Raw genomic sequence first — 8,158 nt, 5'->3', positions numbered from 1 at the left:
GGAAATATCATGAAATATAATCATAACCTTGTTGGTTTATTTGGCCTTTATTGCGCGCAAGGTGCTCCTTTGGGGTTGGCAATTTTTGCTTTGCCGGGGATCTTACGGCAACAAGGGGCTGATATGCAGTTTATCGGCCTTATTGGTTTATGCATGTTACCCTGGGCATTCAAATTTATCTGGGCTTCTTTCATTGAAAACCATAAACCGTGGGGATTTGGCAAACTTTCTGCCGGATTAGCCTGGATTCAACTATTTAAAATACTTTCATTGCTTGCTATCGCTTCTCTGTGGTTTTTTAGCCCACAAACTGATGTCATCGGTTTGCTAATCATACTCACATTCATCAATCTTCTTTATGCCAGCCAAGATGTTGCGGTTGATGCTCTGGCAGTGCGCACTTTTGCAGGCAGTCGTCATGTCAAAGTGAATGTCGGTCAAGTTGCTGGGTTTAGTTTGGGGATGCTGGTTGGTGGTATTCTCAGCCTTTATGTTTTCAGCTCTGTGGGTTGGCACAACATGGTGCTGTTCTTTTTACTGGTTCAGATAGTTTGCCATATCCCATTTATGCTTAATAAGGATAAATTCAATATCGATCAGCAGCTTCCCGTTAAACCGGGCAGTGCTTCCGTCTGGAAAATATTCCGTCGTCAGGGAAGTTTGCCGGTTATTCTGATGGCATTGTTGTTTAAATTTGCCAGTACGCTTGGTGCCGGATTGATATCGCCTCTGCTCGTCGATATGGGTGTTAATCTGGAATTTATTGCTCTGATTTCCGGCAGTGTATTAATTATCAGTTATATTACCGGAGCGCTGGCTGCGGGTTTTCTTCATCGCTGGTTTTCCAGCCCGGCTTTGGCATTAAGTGGACTGATTGCCAGTGCGTTATGTTGGTTAGGACTGGCGATTTCACTCACGGTATCATCAACAGATCCCACAATGGTCTTTATCTTCTTTATGTTGGAAGGTTTCTTTTTCAATCTGAGCTGTGTTTCTTTCTTCTCTTGTTTCATGCGCTGGAGCGAAGGAGATAGCAAACAGGATGTTATTCAGCCAGGAACCAATTTTACCTTGCTGCAATGTTGTGAAGTGCTTGGTAGTAGTGCGGCAATGGTCATTGCCGGAACGCTGGCGCACTATTGGGGATTTACCAATGCGTTCTATGCGGCGGTTGCAGGAAGTGTTACCACAATTATTATTGTGACCATTTGCTTCCGTCTGTCTTCGTCTATGATTAACCGCCCGTCTGTTCAGCTTCAGCGAGTTGAGGTACAACAATGAAATCAGATGACAGCGCTTTTTCTTGGTTGATGAAACTGATCGGGACTCAGAAGAAAAGAGTGATCGCTTCCATGACCTTAGCCGTTATCTACTCTTTGTTGGCGTTGGTGCCTTATGTGTTGATCTATCGTCTGATAGATACTTTTCTGCATCAGCCGGATGCGGCTGCATCACAGATATGGTGGCTGGTTGGCTTGGCAGTCATGGCGTTGGCTGGCAAGATCATATTGCAACTATTTTCCGGTTTACTATCGCATAAAGCGGCTTTCCAGCTTCTGTTTGAATTACGCCGCAAAGTGATTGCACGAGTGGGTGATTTGCCGCTGGGAGCATCTAATCGTCATACCTCTGCAACAATGAAGAAAATTATCTCAGACGATATTGGTAGAATTGAAACATTCATGGCTCACCATTTACCGGATATCGCTGCCGCTATTGTTTCACCGCTGGCAGCGGCCACATTGCTGTTTTTCTTTGACTGGAGGTTGGCGTTATTGGCGTTGATCCCTTTGCCATTAGCCATTGCCATGCAGTGCTGGATTTTCAAGGGGTTTGATTCGCGTATTAGAGCTTATCATCAGGTTGTCGCAGATTTGCATACTAGCGTAGTGGATTTTGTGAAAAGTATGCCACTGGTCAAAGCTTTCAATATGACCGTAGATTCCCATCAGCGGTATGCCAATGCCGTGGAACAACATCATCGGTTAGTCACAGGGTGGCTTGTCGATACCCGAACGCCAGCGGCATTGTTTAAGCTGGCGTTGGATTTGGGATTGTTATGTATTATGCCCGTTGGTATCTGGCTGTATGCCCAAGGGGATGTGGCGCTGGCGACATTATTTATCTTCATGCTGTTGGGAATTGGCTTGATGGAACCACTCTACAACTTACTGCAATTTGCGGGTATGTTCAGCGAAATGCTAAAAGGTGTGGAAAATATCCGTGATTTTTCTGAGCAGCCCCGGCAGCGTGAAGGGGCTGTTCCACAGCCAATTAAGGGGAGTAATATCTGTTTTGAACATGTCACATTCCGCCATAATAATGCGGTTATTCCTACGGTAGATGCTCTCTCTTTTATCGCTCGGCAAGGGGAAATTACTGCGATTGTCGGCCCTTCTGGGGCAGGGAAAACCACCGCCGCTCAACTTATTCCCCGGTTATATGAGTATCAGCAAGGTTGTATTTCGATTGGGGGAAGCGATATTACCGCGATGCCTTTGGATCAATTAATGTCGCTGGTTAGTTTTGTTTTTCAGGATGTATTTATCTTTGAAGACACCATTATGAATAACATCAGGATGGGGAACCAGGATATTACCGAATCGCAGATTATTGCTGCGGCTAAAGCGGCTTGCGTTGATGAATTTGTTCGTGAATTGCCGCAAGGATATCAAACAGTGGTTCAGCAGGGTTCGCTCAGTGGTGGGCAGGCTCAACGGCTCTCTATTGCCAGAGCGATAGCAAAAGATTCTCCGGTTTTAATTTTGGATGAAGCGACCGCTTATGCGGATGCGAAAAATGAAGTGAAAATCCAGCAGGCACTGTCCCATTTGATGAAAGGGCGCACAGTGCTGGTGATTGCTCATCGGCTGAATACACTGGTCAATGTTAATAAAATCATTGTGATGGATAATGGAGGTAAAGTGGCGGAAGGAACGCATCAGCAACTTTTGCAGGGTTGCCAGCTTTATCAGAATATGTGGGATGCTCATCAGGCGGCAAAAAGCTGGCATGTGGCTATGCGTAGCCAGGAGGTTTCACATGTTTAAGGCGTTTAACCTTTCTCGTCTGGTTGGAAAACCACTGAAAGGGCTTTCCAGTATGGTGGCTCTCTCCATACTAGATGCTTTTCTGGCATCAGCGCCTTACGCATTTCTTTACTACATCGTTCTCGACATGCTCTCTGATATGCCCGATATGATGTATCAGTTTAAACTGGTAGGTGGTTGTGCGGCTTTGATGTTGGTTCGGGTATTACTGGCTCGTACACTTTATTTCAATATTGCACTGATTGGTTTCGATGCCGGGCGTACATTACGTAAAAACCTGGGAGAACATTTGCGCCGTATGCCGATGGGGTTTTTCCAACGGACGGATATGAATAGTGTAAATAATACATTGCTAAAAGATATTGATATGATTGAACATATCTTCACGCATTTGTATGCGCCAATAATTGCAACGGCTTCCGTACTCTGTTTCTTTTCTATCGGATTATTATTAAAAGATTGGCGTATGGCGTTGGCTATGCTTTCAACTTTACCTCTGGCGGTGTGTGCTTATTTACTGATGAGACAATATGCGCGCCGCTGGCAAAGTTGGATGCAGCAATTACTGTTCAAACTTAATGATGCTTTGATGGAGTATATTGATGGCCTGAAAGTGCTGAAATCTTATCGGATGCTTGGTCAGGCTTTTGGCCGTTTGAACAATGTACTTACGACGACTTATCAGCAATCGCTGACTGCTGAAAAAGCGGGCGTCTGGCCGATATACAGTTTTAATTTGCTGGTGGAATGCGGATTTATCGTATTGTTGATCGCACTGACTTGGGGGTGGTTGGGGCATACCTTGTCATTAGCGGAGGTACTGGTATTTCTTATTGCAGCGGTGCGTTTTTTCCGGCCATTATTGAATATGTCAATGTTTCTGGCTGAGTTGAATTATTTTAGTCTGGCAACAGAACGGGTTAAAAAAGTATTTGAATTGCCTGAATTATCGCAGGGAAATACTCGACCGCAGCTCAATAATATGACGCTTGAATTAGATAATGTGTATTTTGCGTATCCCGATAAACCAGAAATTTTTCGAGGAATAAATCTAACTATTGAAGCGAATAAAGTGACCGCTTTGGTTGGAGCATCTGGTTCAGGAAAATCAACGTTGGCTGCATTAATAGCTCGTTTTTGGCAACTTTCTGCAGGAAGTATTTGGGTAGGTAGTGGCAACCAAAAAGTCGATATTGCCTCTATGGAGGTGGAATATTGGCAGCAATATATCAGTGTGGTATTCCAGAGTAATTATATGCTCAATGATACGATTGGTAATAACCTGCGAATTGCCTGCCCTGATGCCAATGATGAAGAATTATTGCGTGTCTGCTGTCTGGCAAGATTGGATAGTTTACTGAATAAATTGCCTGATGGATTGAATACGAAAATTGGTGCTGATGGGATACACCTTTCTGGCGGAGAATTGCAACGGCTTTCTATCGCAAGGGCATTACTAAAAAATGCGCCTTTGGTTATTTTGGATGAAGCAACGGCTTCGCTTGATCCAGAAAATGAAAGAGATATCCAATTAGCGATGCAGTCATTGATAACTAATAAAACTGTGCTGGTTATTGCGCATAAATTGTCATCTATTGAATATGCGGACAAAATTGTGGTGATGAATAATGGTGAAATTGCTGAGCAAGGACAACATCAGCAATTATTAGCAAATCGAGGGCTTTACCATGATCTTTGGACATTACAGCAATCCGCGAAAAATTGGCGGTTAGCTTGAAATAGTGAATGATTAATATTCCCTGTGGGCAGATAATAAATGGCCCACAGAATATTGCTCTTTTCTGTGTACTGTTATTTTTGAGAGATAAATCAGTAATTCCACGGAATAAAAATTACAGTAACATGCTATGTCAGTTTGCCAGGTCTTGCCTCATGCCGCAATTCTGACATTTCTCTTGTTGCTACCGAAGTCTCGGGATGAGCTAAAATCTATAAAATAAAGGCAGTCTAATATCTGATGTTTTAAATAATAAAGAACGTCTTTGATATCAGAAAATATGGCATCTTTTGATGAAACTTCTGAGAATGGGTTTTGTATACTTGTTTTATATTTCTGTTCTCGGGGTTGTTTTCCTTAATGGTGATGTCTCTAATTAGCCAAATTAATAAATTTACCGCCTACGGTTATGCATAAACAAATATTTTGAAATTTGAATAGAGTTGAAAGGAAAATTTTTATGTCTAGCAAACTTTCGGTTTGGACTATATCGATGACACTCTTGCTGATGGTACCTTTTGATCTCATCGCTTCGTTAGCGATGGATATTTATCTCCCCGTGGTCCCTTCCATGCCTAGTGCGCTGAACACGAGCCCTTCGGTCATTCAGCTTACTTTGAGCCTTTACTTGCTGGGATTGGGGCTAGGGCAGGTGATTTTTGGTCCGCTTTCCGACCGCATCGGACGCCGCCCCGTACTGCTCGGCGGTGGAACTATCTTCGTCCTTGCTTCCGTCGCGTTAGCGTTGTTTTCCTCACCTTCACTCTTCGTGACCTTTCGGCTTATTCAAGCGCTCAGCGCGTCTGCGACTCTGGTTGCGATTTTCGCCACAGTACGTGACGTTTATGCTGAGCGCCCGGAGAGCACGGTGATTTACAGCCTGTTCAGTTCAATACTGGCTTTCGTACCCGCTCTAGGGCCGATATTGGGCGCTTTTCTGGCTGATGGGTTCGGCTGGCGGGCGATCTTCTGGTTCCTAGCGCTGGTAACGGTACTGCCGTTATTGCACGCAGCATCCCGCTGGCATGAAACACGCGTGCCAGCGGCCTCTAAAAGCCTGTCGGCCATGCCGATTTTGACAAGCGGCACGTTCTGGGTTTATACGCTGGCTTTCGGTACGGCAATGGGAACGTTTTTCGTCTTTTTCTCTACAGCGCCTCGGGTGCTGATAACAAAGGCTGGTTACTCCGAACTGCAATTCAGCCTCGCATTCGCGACCGTGGCGCTGGTCATGATCGTCACGACCTTTTTCGTAAGGCGGTTCGTTGGCCGTTGGGGGACGAATGGATGCGTACGGCGTGGAATGACGCTTCTAATTTTTGGCGCCGGAGTTTTGACGCTAACCTGGACGTTAAGTAAGCCTTCGTTTGCAACGTTCGTTTTGCCGATGTGTGTAATGGCGGTAGGGATCGTCTTCACTGTCTCCGTGACCGCCAACGGCGCGCTTGCCGCATTCAGCGATCGGGCTGGCCTAGCGGTGGCTATCTACTGGGGCGGTGAAAGTATCATTGTTTCGCTTTTGGGTACCGCAGCTATCGTTAGCATGGGGGGAGATACCGCCTGGCCACTGGTGACTTTTACTATCATACTGGCGACGGCAGTACTTTTTTTGACTAGGACATCGCGCGTATAGCTTTAATAGGGGGATTTCACCCGTTGAATATGTAAGACGTTGACATCCTCCCCCCACCTGAAAGGAAGGGGCTTCCCGCGAAAAGCATGGTGATATTCATAGGAATGTTAATATGGATTTTTTAAAAATCTTGGTTCAAAATTTCTATATAACGGTTATAAGCGTACACGCGATTGCGTTTTTGGCCGGTAAGTTCAGAGACCAATACGAGATCAGCCTGAGATAAGCGTTCCATAACCTTGCCAATTGTTGCCGGTGCCAGCCCTGTAAGTTGCACCAATTTATTAATGTTGACGATAGGATGCTCAAATAATGCATTCAATATCTGGCTTGCTGAGTTCTCCATACGCCCTAATGGTTGCAACAGTTTTTTGTGCTCACCGCGTAACTGATAAAGTTGTTGGGCGATATTGACCGCTTGTGTCGCTGTAGCCGCAACAGCATCAACAAAAAAGAGTAACCATGCTTCCCAATCACCCGTTATGCGGACTTGTTGCAAACGTTCATAGTAGATTTGTCTATGTTTTTTGAAAAAGACGGATAGATACAGAAGAGGCTGACTCAGAACCTTTGCTTCCACCAAAATTAAGGGAATTAATAAGCGTCCTAACCGACCATTACCATCCATAAAGGGATGGATAGTTTCAAATTGAACATGAGCTAAAGCTGCTTTTATCAATGGTTCTGTCGGCTCAGGAACATCGTTAATAAATTTCTCCAATGCGGCCCAACAATCAGCCAATTCATTAGCAGGAGGCGGGATAAAAGTAGCTTCATCAGCACGATGACCACCGATCCACACTTGGTTTTGACGGAACTCTCCAGGCCCACGGCTTATACCTCTCCCTGATGTCATCAAAGCTGTATGTAGTTCTTTTATTAAACGAAAAGTTATGGGATAGGACTCTTGAATACGTTGTACTCCTAATGATAAAGCATTAACGTAACAAGATACCTCCTGTACATCATCCATTGGCACGCCAGGCATCCCTTCCATTTCAAACAACATTAGATCGCTGAGGGATGATTGAGTGCCTTCAATTTGGGAAGACATAACTGCTTCTTTACGGATGTAACTGTAAAGAAACAGATGCGCGTCTGGTAATAACGTACTCATCGCATCTAGTCGGCCCAGTGCTAATATGGCCTCATTGATCCGTCGTTGCAACTTGCTATTAATATCAAGCGGTGGTACCGGTGGTAGGGGATGAGGCACAAAAGCCTGGCAGGCGACACCGCCGGCAATACTTGGGACATAGTGACCTGTAGATCCGCGTTGCAAGGTTTTTTACTCCTCATTTATATAGCTTAAAGTTAAAATAAGACTGCACGTTATTTTAACTTTAGGCTGAAAATAAAATAAGGAAAAGTGTTATTTTAACTTTTGCAGGAATGTCTTAGGTAGTGTCGTCATGAATAGATTTACGTAATGATCAATCCTCATTTCATGATTTGGTGCAGAACTTGTTAAGTGACGAAGGATAGTATTCAGGCCAATGCCCATAACATGTGCTATTGCTTGACATCCCATGCCATTTATTGCCATATCGACTATTTGCTTATGTGTGCCGGGACGACATGCAGTATAAGTGAATTCCCGTTGCCAAGCATGACGGCAGGCTTGGCAACGTAACGCTAATGACCAGAATGAGGGCGTCCATTGCGGTGAACTCCTTTAACGGCACAACAAGATGAGCAGGTCACATCAATCTTTGCTATCTGAATGTTCTCCAAATA

General features: G+C 44.6%; 6 protein-coding genes. 4 read left to right on the top strand and 2 right to left on the bottom strand.

The window, feature by feature from the left end; translation table 11 throughout:
- The first annotated feature begins 9 nt into the window (after window positions 1–9).
- The 4 genes from ABR397_RS04780 to cml all read left to right on the top strand — a co-directional run bounded on the left by ABR397_RS04780 (window position 10) and on the right by cml (window position 6,421).
- The gene (locus tag ABR397_RS04780; RefSeq protein ID WP_149615947.1) at window positions 10–1,281 is read left to right on the top strand and encodes an MFS transporter; all 1,272 of its coding nucleotides are present in this window, start codon (window positions 10–12) and stop codon (window positions 1,279–1,281) included.
- Window positions 1,278–3,050: an ABC transporter ATP-binding protein gene (locus ABR397_RS04775; protein ID WP_350304701.1), complete on the top strand. Its 1,773-nt coding sequence runs from the start codon at window positions 1,278–1,280 to the stop codon at window positions 3,048–3,050. The genes ABR397_RS04780 and ABR397_RS04775 overlap by 4 nt, the downstream gene beginning before the upstream one ends.
- The gene (locus tag ABR397_RS04770) at window positions 3,043–4,788 is read left to right on the top strand and encodes an ABC transporter ATP-binding protein (RefSeq protein WP_350304700.1); all 1,746 of its coding nucleotides are present in this window, start codon (window positions 3,043–3,045) and stop codon (window positions 4,786–4,788) included. Before ABR397_RS04775 ends, ABR397_RS04770 begins: the two co-directional genes overlap by 8 nt.
- Window positions 4,789–5,248: 460 nt before the next feature.
- On the top strand, window positions 5,249–6,421 hold the full coding sequence (gene cml, locus ABR397_RS04765; protein ID WP_350304699.1) for a CmlA/FloR family chloramphenicol efflux MFS transporter: 1,173 nt from the start codon (window positions 5,249–5,251) through the stop codon (window positions 6,419–6,421).
- 121 nt (window positions 6,422–6,542) lie between these two features.
- Here cml and ABR397_RS04760 read toward each other — a convergent pair whose 3' ends face one another.
- On the bottom strand, window positions 6,543–7,703 hold the full coding sequence (locus ABR397_RS04760; protein ID WP_350304698.1) for a Fic family protein: 1,161 nt from the start codon (window positions 7,701–7,703) through the stop codon (window positions 6,543–6,545).
- Between the two features lie 90 nt (window positions 7,704–7,793).
- The gene (locus ABR397_RS04755) at window positions 7,794–7,967 is read right to left on the bottom strand and encodes an IS1-like element transposase (RefSeq protein ID WP_455430655.1); all 174 of its coding nucleotides are present in this window, start codon (window positions 7,965–7,967) and stop codon (window positions 7,794–7,796) included.
- Window positions 7,968–8,158 lie beyond the last annotated feature (191 nt).

Origin of the sequence: Photorhabdus viridis (genome assembly GCF_040256935.1) — a bacterium.
GTDB classification, from domain to species: Bacteria; Pseudomonadota; Gammaproteobacteria; order Enterobacterales; family Enterobacteriaceae; genus Photorhabdus; species Photorhabdus viridis.
This window is presented reverse-complemented; position numbering and strand designations above follow the sequence as displayed.

What these genes read in the sequence shown, in the direction of transcription:
- ABR397_RS04775 (WP_350304701.1), top strand. Translation starts at nt 1,278, where the DNA reads ATGAAATCAGATGACAGCGCTTTTTCTTGGTTGATGAAACTGATCGGG.
- ABR397_RS04755 (WP_455430655.1), bottom strand. Translation starts at nt 7,967, where the DNA reads ATGGCAATAAATGGCATGGGATGTCAAGCAATAGCACATGTTATGGGC.
- ABR397_RS04770 (WP_350304700.1), top strand. Translation starts at nt 3,043, where the DNA reads ATGTTTAAGGCGTTTAACCTTTCTCGTCTGGTTGGAAAACCACTGAAA.
- ABR397_RS04780 (WP_149615947.1), top strand. Translation starts at nt 10, where the DNA reads ATGAAATATAATCATAACCTTGTTGGTTTATTTGGCCTTTATTGCGCG.
- cml (WP_350304699.1), top strand. Translation starts at nt 5,249, where the DNA reads ATGTCTAGCAAACTTTCGGTTTGGACTATATCGATGACACTCTTGCTG.